The sequence below is a fragment of the Bacillus sp. V59.32b genome (genome assembly GCF_003429085.1).
In the GTDB taxonomy this organism is placed as follows: Bacteria; Bacillota; Bacilli; order Bacillales; family DSM-1321; genus Peribacillus.
Genome location: NZ_QVTC01000018.1, coordinates 1 through 14,024, shown reverse-complemented (window position 1 = coordinate 14,024; position 14,024 = coordinate 1). Strand labels below are relative to the sequence as shown.

General features: G+C 42.6%; 11 protein-coding genes. 10 read left to right on the top strand and 1 reads right to left on the bottom strand.

The annotated features are described in order from the left end of the window. Window positions 1-97: 97 nt before the first annotated feature. Window positions 98-1,141 carry an NAD(P)H-dependent flavin oxidoreductase gene (locus D0463_RS05385; protein WP_254052719.1) on the top strand — a complete coding sequence of 348 codons (1,044 nt, stop codon included), beginning with the start codon at window positions 98-100 and terminating at the stop codon, window positions 1,139-1,141. Between the two features lie 82 nt (window positions 1,142-1,223). Here the strand turns inward: D0463_RS05385 and rpiA are convergent, their stop codons facing one another. Next, window positions 1,224-1,904, bottom strand: coding sequence for a ribose-5-phosphate isomerase RpiA (rpiA, locus tag D0463_RS05380; RefSeq protein WP_117305931.1), 681 nt, complete (start codon window positions 1,902-1,904; stop codon window positions 1,224-1,226). 301 nt (window positions 1,905-2,205) lie between these two features. On the opposite strand from rpiA, the gene D0463_RS05375 reads away from it, so the two are divergent. From D0463_RS05375 to D0463_RS05335, 9 genes are all read left to right on the top strand, one after another. Continuing rightward, window positions 2,206-3,228: a Bug family tripartite tricarboxylate transporter substrate binding protein gene (locus D0463_RS05375; protein WP_117305929.1), complete on the top strand. Its 1,023-nt coding sequence runs from the start codon at window positions 2,206-2,208 to the stop codon at window positions 3,226-3,228. Window positions 3,229-3,285: 57 nt separating this feature from the next. After that, complete coding sequence (locus tag D0463_RS05370) at window positions 3,286-3,741, top strand: tripartite tricarboxylate transporter TctB family protein (protein WP_117305927.1); 456 nt, start codon at window positions 3,286-3,288, stop codon at window positions 3,739-3,741. An 18-nt stretch (window positions 3,742-3,759) separates the two neighbouring features. Then, window positions 3,760-5,286: a tripartite tricarboxylate transporter permease gene (locus D0463_RS05365; protein WP_117305925.1), complete on the top strand. Its 1,527-nt coding sequence runs from the start codon at window positions 3,760-3,762 to the stop codon at window positions 5,284-5,286. 81 nt (window positions 5,287-5,367) lie between these two features. After that, the gene (locus tag D0463_RS05360; protein ID WP_117305923.1) at window positions 5,368-6,963 is read left to right on the top strand and encodes an ATP-binding protein; all 1,596 of its coding nucleotides are present in this window, start codon (window positions 5,368-5,370) and stop codon (window positions 6,961-6,963) included. After that, window positions 6,956-7,678 (top strand): response regulator, encoded by a 723-nt coding sequence (locus tag D0463_RS05355; RefSeq protein ID WP_117305921.1) that lies wholly within the window; start codon window positions 6,956-6,958, stop codon window positions 7,676-7,678. The genes D0463_RS05360 and D0463_RS05355 overlap by 8 nt, the downstream gene beginning before the upstream one ends. 45 nt (window positions 7,679-7,723) lie before the next feature. Continuing rightward, window positions 7,724-8,365, top strand: a complete 642-nt coding sequence (locus D0463_RS05350; protein WP_117305919.1) for an alpha/beta hydrolase — start codon at window positions 7,724-7,726, stop codon at window positions 8,363-8,365. A 205-nt stretch (window positions 8,366-8,570) separates the two neighbouring features. Further along, a complete protein-coding gene (locus tag D0463_RS05345; protein WP_117305917.1) occupies window positions 8,571-10,949 on the top strand; it encodes a M14 family zinc carboxypeptidase in 2,379 nt (792 codons plus the stop codon). Between the two features lie 324 nt (window positions 10,950-11,273). Then, window positions 11,274-12,674, top strand: coding sequence for a S8 family serine peptidase (locus tag D0463_RS05340; protein WP_117305915.1), 1,401 nt, complete (start codon window positions 11,274-11,276; stop codon window positions 12,672-12,674). 214 nt (window positions 12,675-12,888) lie between these two features. After that, window positions 12,889-13,908 (top strand): processed acidic surface protein, encoded by a 1,020-nt coding sequence (locus D0463_RS05335; RefSeq protein ID WP_117305913.1) that lies wholly within the window; start codon window positions 12,889-12,891, stop codon window positions 13,906-13,908. Window positions 13,909-14,024: the final 116 nt, after the last annotated feature.

Sequence of the window (14,024 nt, the reverse complement as noted above, 5' to 3'; positions counted from 1 at the left end):
GAAACCGTTAAAATATTAGCGGTTTTTTTGATTTCGAGACAAGTAATATATAGAAGGAAAAACTTGAATAATCGCCTCTTCGGGAGTAAAATGAATAGTGATTCATATTCTGAAAATTCTGTACGGAAGTGAGGCGTTTTTGTTGAGTAAAACGATACCGGAAGAATGGTGGGGGCAGCTTAGATTACCCGCTATTTCAGCGCCGATGTTTCTCGTGTCGGGTCCTGAATTGGTAGAAGCTGTTTGTATGAATGGTGTGATTGGTTCATTCCCTTCCCCAAATGCACGTCCAATCGAGGTACTTGATCAATGGATGGGTGAGTTAAACGATAAACTTGCCGCTGCACGAGAGAAAGAACCAGAGCGGAAGATTGCGCCATGGGCGATAAACATGGTCGTTCACAGTTCTTATAGCAGATTACAGGAAGAGTTGGATTTGGTGAAAAAACACCAACCGCAGCTGGTTATTACTTCACTTGGAAGTCCGAGAGCTGTCGTCGATATTGTACATAGCTATGGTGGCCTTGTTTTTTCGGATGTTAGTGACGTCAAATTTGCTAAGAAGGCGGCTGAAGCTGGGGTAGATGGGTTAATTCTTGTTGCATCAGGAGCAGGCGGACATGCGGGGAATCTGAATGGTTTTGCATTCGTTGACAGCGTTCGAACATTCTGGGATGGAATCATTATCCTTGCCGGAGCGATTTCAACAGGAAAAAGCATACTGGCAGCGCAGGCCGCTGGTGCGGACCTCGCATATATGGGAACGCGCTTCATCGTGGCAAAAGAAAGTATGGCAAATGAAGAGTATCGTCAAATGCTTGTAGATTCGAATCAAGAGGACATCATCCTCACAAACGCATTCTCCGGCGTTAACGCGAATATGCTCATACCAAGCATCGTAAAGAACGGACTAGATCCGGCCGAATTGCAAAAGAAGGACAAAGTTGAATTTGACAGCATGCAAAAGGAGACTAACGCCAAAGCTTGGAAAGATATCTGGTCTGCCGGACATGGGGTAGGAGCGATCAACCAGATCGATACAGCTGAAGGCATTATAGCTGAACTGGAAAAAGAATATAATGAAGCAATAGAAAAAATGAATGTGCAAACAGAAAAGCTGAAATCTGCAGTGATTAAATAAGTTTTCTGTAAGCGTTTTAAAACAGAGTCAGCTGGTTATCTTTTTTTGATAACCAGCTGATCTATTGTTAATAGGGAATTTCTTATTTCTTTTTGAGTATCTTTACTTCATTAGATTCCCCTATAATCACTTTGTCAGCCATTCCAATAAATAATCCGGTTTCTACTACACCAACTATCAGTATCAGATGATTATGTGTCATCTCTGGATCCGGAATAGACTCGAATGTACAATCCAAAATATAATTTCCGTTATCTGTGCTGAAGATCCTATCATCTTTCATTCTTAGTGCGGGGGAGCACCCAAGCTGAGCTATTTTTTGAGCGGTAATTTCCCAGCCAAATGGAACAACTTCAACAGGTAGAGGAAAATTACCCAATAGTGAAACTATTTTTGAATCGTCCGCGACAATGATTAGCTCTTTTGACGAAATGCTTACTATTTTCTCCCTTAAAAGAGCACCTCCTCCGCCCTTAATAAGGTTAAAATTTGGGTCGATTTCGTCAGCGCCGTCTATTGTTAAGTCAAGATTCTGTACTTCAGAAAAGTCGGTTAATGGGATGCCAAACTCAATGGCCCATCTCTCCGTATTGCTGGATGATGGGATACCTTTTACCCGTAAACCCCCTTTAATTCGTTCAGCGATTTTTTTTATTGTCCAGTACACAGTTGAACCTGTTCCCAATCCTATTATCATTCCATCCTGGACAAAGTCTGCTGCTTTTTCACCAGCTATTTTTTTATTGCCTTCCAATGTGTCCATCCCGCAACCCACCTTTGTAAATGTCTTATTATAGTTTACCTAAAGAGAAGGGGAATATCTTTTTCTTTACTTTCATTTCTGGATAAGCACAATATATTTTATGCGAAAAATACTAAATACGTAATTATTCAAAATCTAAAAATAGTGGGGGTCATTATCCCTGCTATTTTTTACTGTTTTTCCAAACCATAAACTTTATGAACAAAATGTGTTTAATATTTTTATTGGAGTTTAATTGGATAATCTAGTAAATCGCTTTTATTTATGTAAAATTGAGAAAACGCTTACAAGGGGGATTTACATGATTTCTATTAAAAGGTTTTTGACAATAATGGGTGCCGGTGTGTTGGCATTGAGTCTAACCGCATGCGGGAGTGAAACATCCGGCGGTGAAAAAAAAGTGGAAAGTACTGGTTACCCAAACAAGGCGATTGCAGTTGTAGCACCTTCTGGAGCGGGGGGTGGCTGGGATTTGACAGCCCGTTCATTCACAAAAGTATTGAGTGAAACAAAGCTGGTGGATCAGCCATTGACGGTTGAGAACAAACCTGGCGGTGGGGGAGCCGTTTTTATGGCGGAGTATGCGACACAGGATGTACAAAACAACGCCAGGCTGTTGGTCAACTCACCACCAATCGTCATTAATAATTTGAAAAAAGAAGGAAACAGCCCTTATGGACATAAAAATACAACTCCTTTGGCACAGTTGACAAAAGATTACGGGGCGATTGTCGTCAAAGCAGATTCGAAATTCAAGGATCTGAAATCGGTATTGGAGGAAGTCAAAAAAGATCCGCGTAAGCTTACCTTTGCAGGGGGCTCTGCTCCAGGATCAATGGATCATTTGATCTCCATTTTACCGGCTTATGAATACGGCGTCGATCCAACTAAAATTAAATATGTTTCTTATGATGGCGGCGGTGAAGCGATTACGGCATTGCTTGGAGGAAACGCTGATGTAATCGGTACAGATGCATCCAGTGTCAATGAGTTTTTGAAGGCGGGCAAGGTACGGGTTCTGGCAATCACATCACCTGAACGTATAGAAACATTTAAAGATATTCCTACAGCTAAGGAACAAGGTGTGGACGCTGAATTCACAATTTGGCGCGGTGTGTTTGGTCCTGAAAAAATGTCTGACGAAGCAAAAACATATTGGGAAAAAACGATCGAAAAGCTTGCTGCATCCCCTGAATGGAAAAAAGAAGTCGAGACTCAAGGCTGGGAAATGGAATATAAAAATAGCGCAGATTTCAAAAAGTTTTTAGATGAGCAGGAAACACAAGTACAGCAACTATTAGAAGCTTTGGGTATGGAAAAGTAATAGAGTCGGGAAGGAGTGAAACACTCCTTCTCATCTGTTTAGAAAGGATGAATGTGGATGGACATCAGATTCGACCGCATTGCAGCGGTTTTGTTCTTGGCTATTGGTCTGCTTTTTATAATCGGCAGCAGGCAGATTGCGAGCTCCGCTTATGGAAGTGAAGTAGGACCGGATATATTTCCTTTTTTTCTTGGCATTCTGCTGGTTCTATTAAGCATCCGTTTATTTTATGAGACATTCCGCTTCCAAAAGCAAGCAGGAGGCCCTAAAGAAAAGCTGCAATACAAGCCGTTTTTGATCATATTTACCGCAACGCTTGCTTACATTCTCACGTTAGAAACGATTGGATATGTGATTACGACATTCATCTATCTGTTTATTTGCTTTCAAACAATGGAAAGAACGAAGTGGATAAAATCACTTGTAATTGCTGCCTCTTTTTCAGGCATAGTCTATTATCTTTTTGTAAATATTTTAAAAGGAACTCTGCCCGGCTGGCCAGTCTGGTTTTAGTTTGGAGGGAGATGAATCATGAGTACACTCAGTTATTTAATGGATGGGTTTGGTACGGCTCTCATTTGGTATAATCTGATTTTTGCATTTGTTGGAGTTCTAATAGGAACGGCTGTCGGCGTCCTACCGGGTATCGGACCAATGAGCGGTGTGGCCCTGCTGATTCCGGTCACGGCTTCCATTACGGGCGGTCTGCCGCCTGAACAGGCAGCAGCGAGTGCGATTATTCTTCTTGCCGGTGTTTATTACGGGGCGATGTATGGAGGTTCGACAACATCGATACTATTAAATACCCCTGGGGAATCCTCGTCTGTTGTTACAACATTGGATGGCTATCAGATGGCGAAGAAGGGAAGAGCCGGTAGTGCACTCTCCATTGCCGCAATCGGTTCTTTTGTTGCCGGGATCGTTACACTGTTAGCGTTGATCGCATTAGCCCGGCCTTTATCGAATGTAGCATTAAAGTTCGGTCCTGCGGAGTATTTTTCGCTCATGCTCTTAGGCTTGGCTGCTGTCAGCGGGTTGGCGGGCAAGTCAGTGACGAAAGCATTGATCATGACGATCTGCGGTTTATTGCTAGGTACGATTGGAATTGACAACGTTTCTGGAATTGCTCGTTTTACCTTTGATGTGCCCTGGCTTTATCAGGGAATTGAATTCTTAACGATTGCCGTTGGATTGTTTGCTCTTGGTGAAGTATTCAAGACGATATTGGAAAATGAAGAGGAAGACAATGAGATAGCGAAAATTAATAATTTGCTGCCGTCGAAAGAGGAATTAAAAGAATCGGTCGGGCCCATTGCCCGCGGATCCCTCCTTGGTTTCTTTATAGGGATTCTGCCAGGTGCGGGTGCGACATTGGCTTCTTTCTTCTCTTACTTAACAGAAAAAAGGCTTTCAAAAAATCCTTCGAAGTTTGGTACCGGTACGATTGCCGGGGTAGCCGCACCTGAATCGGCCAATAACGCGGCTTCGGGCGGTGCGATGATTCCCTTATTGACACTGGGAATTCCGGGATCAGGTACAACGGCGATACTCATGGGTGCTCTTATGATGTATAACGTCCAGCCGGGCCCATTATTATTCGAAGACCATCCACAGGTTGCCTGGGGCTTGATCGCCAGTATGTTCATTGGAAACATCATGCTTTTAATTTTGAATTTACCACTGGTAAAGGTGTTCGCAAAAATCATTCAAACACCGAAACAATTTTTAATACCTATCATTATTGCCATCTCCATTTTCGGAGTATATGCCGTACAAGTTTCCACATATGATCTACTGCTTCTTCTTGCTTGCGGGCTGTTTGGCTATTTTTTAACGAGAAATGATTATCCGATCGCGCCTCTTGTACTCGGCCTTGTTTTGGGTCCGATGATTGAGAATAACTTCCGACGGGCGCTGACCATTTCAAATGGTGATTACAGCTTATTTATCACCCGTCCGATATCCCTTGCTTTCTTGATCATCACAATTCTTTGGCTGCTTATACCGGTCTTAATGAAAATGAAAGGTAAGGATGTCATCATTAATGTGGAAGGATAAGTAGTCGGACACAACAAAATATTTCAAAAACTCCTTTTGTAGAGGAGTTTTTTTTTAATATGATTAACAAGAGGTGTTTGAATGCGTCTACATACTAAGTTAATGACAGGCATCTGTGTGTTAATTATTCTCATGGGAGTCATTTTTGAATTAACCTTTATAAATATTTTGGAATCCGGCCTGAAAAAGGAAAAAGGTAACACAGCCTTATCGGTAGCACAGTCCGTCTCTCATATCCCTGAAATAAAGGAAGCCTTTAATGAGGACAACCCAGCCAGTACCATCCAGCCGATTGCAGAAAGAATCCGCAAGCAGATTGGAGCAGAATTTATCGTAATTGGAAATCGTAATGAAATTCGCTACTCTCATCCGAATCCTGAACGACTTGGACAAAAAATGGTTGGCGGGGACAATGGCAGAGTATTTAAAGGTGAACCGATCATTTCTGAGTCCACGGGTACATTGGGTCCATCGCTTAGGGGGAAAGCACCCATTCAATCAGATGGCCGAATCATTGGAGTAGTTTCCGTCGGTTTTTTGCAAAAAGATATTGAAGAAGAGGTCTCAAGTTTGCAGAGGAAAATTCTTTACACAACACTCTTTATCCTATTAGGTGGTATCTTGATCGCCTTATTAATCTCATTAAATATTAAAAAGGCAATCTTTGGTCTTGAGCCGAAGGAAATCGCCTGGATGTACCAGGAGAAGCACGCGATCCTTGAATCGATCCATGAAGGGATTATCGCAATAGATAATGAGGGAAGGATTACCGTAGTAAATGAAACGGCCCATCAAATCCTGCATATACCGAATGATATTTTGCTTCGCGGAAAGCGAATCGAGGACGTGATTGAAGACACACACCTTCTCGATGTAGTAAGTACGGGACAGGCTGAATACGACAGGGAATTTATGATTCAGGGCGAGGTTTTCGTGGTCAACCGGATTCCTATTTTAAATAAACGCGGACATGTAAAAGGAGCTGTTGCAAGCTTAAGGAATAAATCTGAGCTTTCAAATCTTCTTCAGGAATTGTCTCACATAAAATCATACGCCGAAGGGCTCCGAGCCCAAACCCATGAATATTCCAATCGACTCTATACCCTTCTCGGTTTGATTCAACTCGGTTCATACAAGGAGGCAATTGAATTCATTTCGAAAGAAGTGGATGTTGCGCAGGGATTCATAAATTTCTTAATGCAAGAAATTCCCGATCCGATCATAGCCGGCTTTATTTTAGGAAAAGTGAGTTTAGCCAGTGAATTGAAAATTCATTTTACTGTCGATAGGGAGAGCAGTTTCAAGGATGTTCCGGCAGAAATAGGCAGGGAAACGTTAGTGACCATTATAGGAAACCTGGTCAATAACGCTTTTGAGGCAGTCCGGGAAAATGGAAAGGAAAAGAAAAAGGTTTCTCTATTTTTGACAGATCTCGGCAAAGAACTGATTATAGAAGTGGAAGACAACGGGAAGGGGATTGCACCAGAGGATTATGAACGTATTTTCCAGACTGGATTTACAACGAAGGACAGCAAAAGCAATGCGGGAATTGGGTTGAGTTTAGTGCAGGATGCAATTGAAAGCTTGGGAGCATCTATTACATATTCATCTAATGAGGGAGATGGAACGGTTTTCACGATTGCTATTCCAAAAGTAAGGGGGCGTTTGGATGAATGACAATCAAATGATCGATGTATTAATTGTGGAGGATGATCTAAGAATAGCAGAGATACAGAAACGGTTTATTGAGCAAATCCAAGGCTTTCAAACAGTTGGAATCGCTGCAAGTTATATAGAAGCAAAAAGCTTTATCGAGATCTTACAGCCAGACCTTATTTTGCTTGATGTCTATTTTCCGGATATGAACGGCCTGGATCTTTTAAAAGAAACGAAACAGGAAAATAAACAAATCGACGTCATTATGATAACAGCAACCAAAGAATTAGATAAAGTACAGGAAGCGATAACCATAGGCGTCTTCGATTATATTATTAAACCTGTCGTGTTTGAACGATTCAAACAGTCGTTGCTGCGATATCAAGATTACCACACCAATTTATTGGAGCTGGGGAAAAACAATCCTCATATTACCCAACAACAAGTCGACAAGCTTTTGCGGAAAGATAAGGATGGAAGCAGCAGTGAGAAATCCGACTTGCCTAAAGGAATTGACCCGCTGACACTTGAAAAAGTACTGCAGGTTCTTGGAGATGACAATGCCGGAATGACAGCTGAATCTGTGGCTAAACAAATTGGGGTGAGCAGAACGACCGCGAGGCGATATCTGGAGCATCTAGTTGCCGGGGGCAAGATAAGGGCGGATCTTGCCTACGGTGCAGTCGGGCGGCCGGAGCGGGTCTATATGGTAAGGGTTGCAAAGAAGACTTATTAGCATGTGACTATTTAATGCTTTCATTAACATTAGGGAGGAATATCAATGTCAGCTGAATATATGTGCGATCTCTCATTTCCCGATGATTTCAAGGAAGGAAAAACCTATCCGGCAATCTTCGTGATGCATGGTGCGGGTTCAAATGAGAAAGATCTTGTTCCAATCCTGGAAGGTGTTAAAGGCCGATTTATTCTATTTTTCATTCGCGGCAACATCAAAACGGAAACCGGATATAAATTCTTTGATCTTCATGGAATCGGAAATCCTGTCAAGGAATCTTTTGACCGCAGTGTCCAAGGGTTGACAGCCTTTATTAAAGAGATGAAGGAGGCACATCCGATTGATAAAGATCAAGTATATTTGCTTGGCTTTAGCCAGGGAGCGATCATGGCGATGACACTTGCCCTAACTTTAGGAGATGAGATAAGGGGAATCGTGGCAATGAACGGGTACATTCCTTCCTTTGTGAAAGAAGAATACTCACTGAAAACGAGCAGCCGACAGTCCGTATATATTTCACATGGAGAAAGTGATCCGATTTTTCCGATTCACATCGGAAATGATAATCAGGATTATTTCATGAGCCGTGCTGTGAACACAACTTATGAAACCTATCCTGCCGGCCACTTTATCGTGCCGGAGAATGTTTCTTCCCTACAACAGTGGTTGTTACAACAAATTAAATAGCGCAAAGAGAAACAAATTGCGACAGGTTATCCGGATTTTTCGGGTAACCTTTTTTGCATTCGCATGCCGTCATGATAATAGACCTATCATTATTGTGTTTAACAATCTAGTTAATAGTTATTTTGCATGATGGTCCCTGCTGGAAAATCAAATATACTAGTGTATATCTAGGCAATATTTTGAATTTTCTATCAGGAGGTAAAGGATGAAGAAACAGAAACTATTAACCGGCCTTATCACTGCTAGTATGCTTGCCACTGTTCCGTTGGCAGACACACTCGCCGCATCGCCAAAGAAGTGGACGAATGTCAATGTCTACGAGGAACAAAACGGCAGCAAGTTCAACAGCGAACACTATGATTTTGTTAAATTCTCGAAAATCGGCGCCAAGCTTCAGGAAATTGACAAGAAATCAAACCGTGTAAAGGTAGAAGTGAAAGGGAAATCTTCTGATGGACATCCGCTTTATGTCGTAACGATTGCCGACCCTGCTTCACAAGGCAAGTTCGGCAAAATTAAAGCGCTACGAAAACAGATGTTCAAAAATCCCCAAAAAGCACAGGACTGGATTAGTGAAAATCCAGATTTTAAGGTTCCGGTTATGATTAATGGCTCCATTCACGGTACGGAATTTGTCGGAAGCGATGCCGTGCTTCAATTAATCGAGCGTTTTGCGACGCAGACTGATCAAGTGACTAAAAACATTCTTGGGAGTAACATCTTAATCTTTAATGTGGTCGCTAATCCGGACGGAAGAATAGATGCCACCAGGTTCAACGGACAGGGAATCGACCTAAACCGCGATTTCATTACCCAGTCACAGCCGGAAACCCAGGAAACCGTAGAACTTATTAAAGAATGGAATCCAATGGTTTTCCTTGATACGCATGGATATGTAAAAAATTATGCACCGAATTTGCAAGGCTTGATCGAACCGTGTACGCCGCCGCATAACCCTAATTATGAATATGATCTGTATAATAAATGGGCCTATAAACAAGCGGAAGCCATGGAATCAGAAATTATGAAGAACAAAGGGCAATACAGCGGTGACCTGTATAAAACGATGGAAGGCGCATATGTTCCGCAGCGTGATGATACTGCAGGCTGGGATGATTATCCGCCGATCTTTACACCGATGTACGCCATGTACCATGGCGCTTATGGACACACATTAGAGGCGCCTACAAATGATTGGGATGGTGTCCGCTGGCAATATGATGCGATCATGGGTGCCCTCCAATTCGCAACTGCCAACAAACAGGGAATGATCACGGACCAGATCGAGGTCTTTAAACGGGGCATCAATTTTGACCATCCGTTCCATGAAGAAGGATTCTTCCCGAATGCCTATGTTCTGCCGGTTAATGAGAAAGACCCGACGGTAACGGAAAAAGCGGTGAACCATTTAATCAAAAATGATGTTGAAGTGGAAGAGGCTTCAAAGCCATTTACGGCCGAAGGCAAATCCTATCCAAAAGGAACGTATGTCGTAAAGATGAACCAGGCCAAGGCAGGTCTTGCGAACACAATGCTTTGGGACGGAGAGGATATCACCAATGATACGCCAGCTATGTATGACATATCAGCGTGGAGTCTCCCGGAATTATGGGGCTTTGAAGCGATATCTGTAAAAAGCCAGTTTAATGTAACAGCCAGCAAGGTGAAGGAAGTTGAAAACCATGGCTCCCTTTCAGGTAAAGGGCCATATAAAATTCCTAACAGTTCAGTGAAAGCAGTTGAACTGACTAATACGTTAATCCAACAAGGGGTAAAAGTGAAACGCGATTCAAAAGGTAACTTTTACGCTCAAGCAACAGGAAATACAATCTCAAGAGCAGTAAGAGAGTCCGGCTTAGAAGTTGAAACCTCAGCGATTCCGGCTGATGCTGTGCAGCTCTCCAAATTAAAGGTAGCGCTCCTAAAGGATGGCGGAATGGGCAAACAGCAATCGCACTCCGGGACAAACCTTTCTCTAAGGAGACTTGGCTTCGAGGTAACGGAAGTCACCCCTGTTGAGGTAGCGCAGAAAGGTTTTGGCTCATTCGATGTCTTTGTTTATAGTGGAACCGCAAATCTTATTTCCACGAATCTAAGTGAAGCAAATAAAGAATTCGGGTTCGAGAATCCTGCCCAATATGATTCATTTAAAGCCAATCTGGAAAGCTTTTTAAACGAAGGCGGTAAGTATATTGCAGTAGGAGCCGGTGCCTCCCAGGCTACAAGAACTCTTGGTTTTACAGATGATACGATAAAAGTCGGAGGGTCCAATAGCAACGGGATCGTAAAAGTCGATTATGAAGGGACAGGAGTTACGGCCGGCTATGGCCAGGATGATTACGGATTCGTCTACCGCCCAACATGGTATACTGGCACGGAGAACGATGAAGTATTGGCTACCTACGATAATACTCCAGATTTCTTTGTCGCCGGACATTGGGCAAACAGGTCGGGAGCCCAGGGACAAGCAGTAATGGTTCAGGAGAAGGATAAAGATGTCACGCTTATTGGTCTGGAACCAGGCTTCCGCGACCACACCGACTATTTGTTCCGACTGCTCTCGAATGCGATATTTGAAGAATGATAGTGAGAAACCTGACTGGCATGCCCAGTCAGGTTTTTTTTAGTCACCGACACTAACAATGATGAGCGCTTTTGGCTCTTAAACGGTCCGTTTAAATCCCCTGTTTTAGGGCCTAATCTCCCAAATTTAAGCGGAATTGGCTGATCATGGTTTATCTCTTCAAAAATATGGGTACTGAAAAGCAATTTAGTAAGGCAGCAAGCATTTACTAAAAATAAAAAAGGAGGAGACGGATTTTTAAAAATTAAATGGCGTTTTCATACTGTCTTAGAGATTATCCTGCTTTAAAAAGTCAAAATATTATGACTACTGGAGGAAAACTAAATGAAGCGTATTGTCTATGTATTTCTTGCTCTATTATTGTTTATCCCGTTTTACGCTGAACGCCCGGAAACGGCTCAGGCAGGTCCCTTGGCCTCTGCCGTAATCGACCCGCTCATTGAAAAAGCACTGGCATCTTCGGAAACAGTTCAAGTCATTGTTACTTTTAAAGGCGATGGTGCACCAAAGAGCAATCAACTGGCCCTGTTAGAAACACTTGGCATCGAGACAGGAATCACGATGAAGTCTTTGCCAATCGCCGGGGTCATTGCGACAAAATCGCAGATCGACATACTGGCAAAAAACGATGAGGTCCAATCTATTTATTTCAACAAAAAGCTTACGTATTCCAATGCGGAAGCAACGGACATTACCGGTGTCGACCGGGCAAGGACAGACGAGAATTTCCGTAAAGCCAATAAAGGATTCCCTCTTTCCGGAAAGGGTATCGGTGTTGTGGTGAACGATAGCGGTGTGGACGGGACCCATAGAGATCACCAATTTGGCAGAAATCTGGTTCAAAATGTGATGGCTTCCACGAACCTGAATGCCTTTGCGCCGGAATTATTGCCGATCACTTACCTGGAAAATGTCCCAAATACGGATACGAATTCAGGCCATGGTACACATGTAGCGGGAACAGTCGGCGGTACCGGTGCGATGTCTTCCGGCAAGTATGAGGGAGTTGCGCCAGGGGCCGACCTGATTGGTTATGGTTCCGGTGCCGCGTTATTTGTCCTGGACGGAATCGGCGGCTTCGATTATGCGATAACCCATCAGCAGGAATATAACATTCGCGTGATTACAAATTCCTGGGGATCATCAGGTGATTTCGACTATAACGACCCGATTAACATCGCCAGCAAAAAAGCGTTCGATAGAGGAATAACAGTCTTGTTTGCGGCAGGAAATGAGGGGCCGGATGAAAATACCCATAATCCATATGCAAAAGCTCCGTGGGTTATCTCGGTCGCAGCAGGAGTGAAGGATGGCACACTTGCCGATTTCTCATCCCGTGGCAAAAAGGGCGTGGGTGGAACCTTTACATTAGATGGAAAGCAATGGACATGGATGGATGAACCGACCATTACGGCGCCTGGAGTCGATATTGTATCGACGCGCGTTCTTGCTCCTGTTTCAAGTCTCGGAATCGACAAAGATATTGAACTTATCAGTCCAGCCCATCTTCCGTTCTATACAACGATGAGCGGAACATCGATGGCCACACCCCATGTAGCCGGAATTGTCGCACTGCTGTTAGAAGCGAACCCTGAACTTTCGCCATCTCAAGTAAAGCAAGTCTTGAAAAAGACAGCCACAGAAATGCCAGGATACGAATCCTGGGAAGTGGGGGCCGGGTATGTAAATGCCTATAATGCCATTAAATTAGCTTATCGAAAATAATGCAGCATACCTTCATTCCTTTAATCGGTATGAATCTATTAAAAAGGAATAACTATTTTTTGAAGGAACAAATAGGCTTTCGCTTATTTGTTCCTTTTAATTTTCTAACTTACATAAACATTTAGTTTTACCATATATTGCTTGTCGCTTAATTAGCAGATTCAAATATATAATTATATCGAAAATACATAATCTGAGGGAATAGAGGGAAATTATGAGGCAGATCGCCAGTATTTTATTTGCACTTATTTTGTTGGTATCGCTTTTGCCTAAGCAGTCATTTGCAGCACAAGATCCAAATTTCGATGCGGATTTCCAAGCTTATCTTGAAGAAATCAGCGCAATCAGAGGGTTTGAAGTGACTGAGGCGGATATCGCCATCGCTCTTGCTGAGTATGATGAGGTAATTAAAGATTATGAAACAGTCGAAGAATTGTCAGACTGGCTCGGGGAAGTCATTGCATCTGACTATAGCAATATCCAGGATGTTTTACAGGAAAATGAAATGACAATGGAGGATCTCGATGCTCTTTTAGCAGAGAACGGGGAAGAGATTGAAGATTTCATTTTTGTCGATGATGTTCTATTCTATATCGAGCCTGACTTTGATGAAGAATTTATGAACGAACTGCTAATGATTTTCCAGGAAGAATTAGACCTCACACAACAGGAATTGGAGAACTTAAACAATCACTTCATGGCTCTTGAAGAGGAGTTATCAACTCCTGAAGCTACAGCAAAGTTCGAACAACTGGCAGAAAAAATGGAAGCGTTCGATGAATTTGAAACGCTTGATGAATTAACGCCTGAACAGGTTTCAGAATTTATTGCCATTTTTGATGAAATGTTTACGATGTTAAAAATTAAGCCTACGTTCGCTCTCATCATGGACGGTAAAGAAACAACGGTTTCTCTATGGGAACTATTTAACATGGAAGAACTTATCAATGCGAAATTAAAAGTAAACATTTTCGATCTGGAAGGCAATTTATTGGCCGACCTCATCATTACCGGCGACATGGTCGACAATGAGACGATCAATAACATTGGAAACAATCTTAATACAGCTACTGAAAAAGTGAAGCAAGCCAAAAGTGAAAACCCGAAAGTTAAAACAGAAAAAGGCGGCAAGCTTCCGAAAACGGCGGGGAACTACGCTTCCGGCATCCTGATTGGTCTTGTTATGATGTTATCTGGAATCATGTTATATCGTAATTTCAGGAAAACGGCTTAACTTTTAAATCAGGCTGATTCACCATACGAAAGACGGCGATCCTTTTACAGGATCGCCCAGACTGTAGACAAACTGGATGAAATCGAGTTTGCCTGCAGTTATTTTTTTATTTGGCC

Coding starts and splice junctions, on each gene's coding strand:
- D0463_RS05345 (WP_117305917.1), top strand. CDS start 8,571: ATGAAGAAACAGAAACTATTAACCGGCCTTATCACTGCTAGTATGCTT.
- D0463_RS05335 (WP_117305913.1), top strand. CDS start 12,889: ATGAGGCAGATCGCCAGTATTTTATTTGCACTTATTTTGTTGGTATCG.
- D0463_RS05360 (WP_117305923.1), top strand. CDS start 5,368: ATGCGTCTACATACTAAGTTAATGACAGGCATCTGTGTGTTAATTATT.
- D0463_RS05355 (WP_117305921.1), top strand. CDS start 6,956: ATGAATGACAATCAAATGATCGATGTATTAATTGTGGAGGATGATCTA.
- D0463_RS05365 (WP_117305925.1), top strand. CDS start 3,760: ATGAGTACACTCAGTTATTTAATGGATGGGTTTGGTACGGCTCTCATT.
- D0463_RS05375 (WP_117305929.1), top strand. CDS start 2,206: ATGATTTCTATTAAAAGGTTTTTGACAATAATGGGTGCCGGTGTGTTG.
- D0463_RS05370 (WP_117305927.1), top strand. CDS start 3,286: ATGGACATCAGATTCGACCGCATTGCAGCGGTTTTGTTCTTGGCTATT.
- rpiA (WP_117305931.1), bottom strand. CDS start 1,904: ATGGACACATTGGAAGGCAATAAAAAAATAGCTGGTGAAAAAGCAGCA.
- D0463_RS05350 (WP_117305919.1), top strand. CDS start 7,724: ATGTCAGCTGAATATATGTGCGATCTCTCATTTCCCGATGATTTCAAG.
- D0463_RS05340 (WP_117305915.1), top strand. CDS start 11,274: ATGAAGCGTATTGTCTATGTATTTCTTGCTCTATTATTGTTTATCCCG.